Annotated in this window: 1 protein-coding gene; it reads right to left on the reverse strand. The window is 64.5% G+C overall.

All coding sequences use genetic code 11. The features are described from left to right. Positions 1-609 (reverse strand): IS91 family transposase (locus HLH29_RS19360; RefSeq protein ID WP_182968992.1); only part of this gene is annotated, 609 nt, incomplete at both ends.

Raw genomic sequence — 609 nt, forward strand, 5'->3', positions numbered from 1 at the left:
GGCGAGACTGGCCTTGCGGTTGGAACTGGCCAGCAGGCCATAATGGCGGATGCGATGAAATCCTCGTGGCAGGACATGCAGCATGAAGCGGCGGATGAACTCATCCGTGGCAAGCGTCATGACCTGCTGCTGGTGCGCGGTATCCCGGCGGTAATCCTTGTAGCGGAACGTCACGCCCTTTTCGTTGAACGCCAGAAGGCGGCGGTTCGAGATGGCGACGCGGTGGGTATAGCGCGACAGATAGGCCAGCACCGCTTTGGGACCGGCAAAAGGCGGCTTGGCATAAACGACCCAGGGTCTGGTCCGTACGGGGGCCAGATGCCGCAGAAAGGCACGACGGTCTGCCAGGGAAGCCAACTGGCCTCGAAAAGCCAGTCGATCGGCGTCGAAAAGCGCAAGTAGCCGGGTCAGGAACAGGCGGCGGAACAGCTTGCCCAGCACGCGAACAGGCAGGAGGAAGGCCGGGCGCGATGAGATCCAGCGCTGGCCATCGGACGCCAGGCCGCCGCCCGGCACGATCATATGGACATGGGGATGGTGGGTCAGCGCCGCCCCCCAACTGTGCAGCACGGCGGTGATGCCGATGCGCGCGCCCAGATGCCGGGGATC

Source organism: Gluconacetobacter tumulicola, assembly GCF_014174215.1.
In the GTDB taxonomy this organism is placed as follows: domain Bacteria; phylum Pseudomonadota; class Alphaproteobacteria; order Acetobacterales; family Acetobacteraceae; genus Gluconacetobacter; species Gluconacetobacter tumulicola.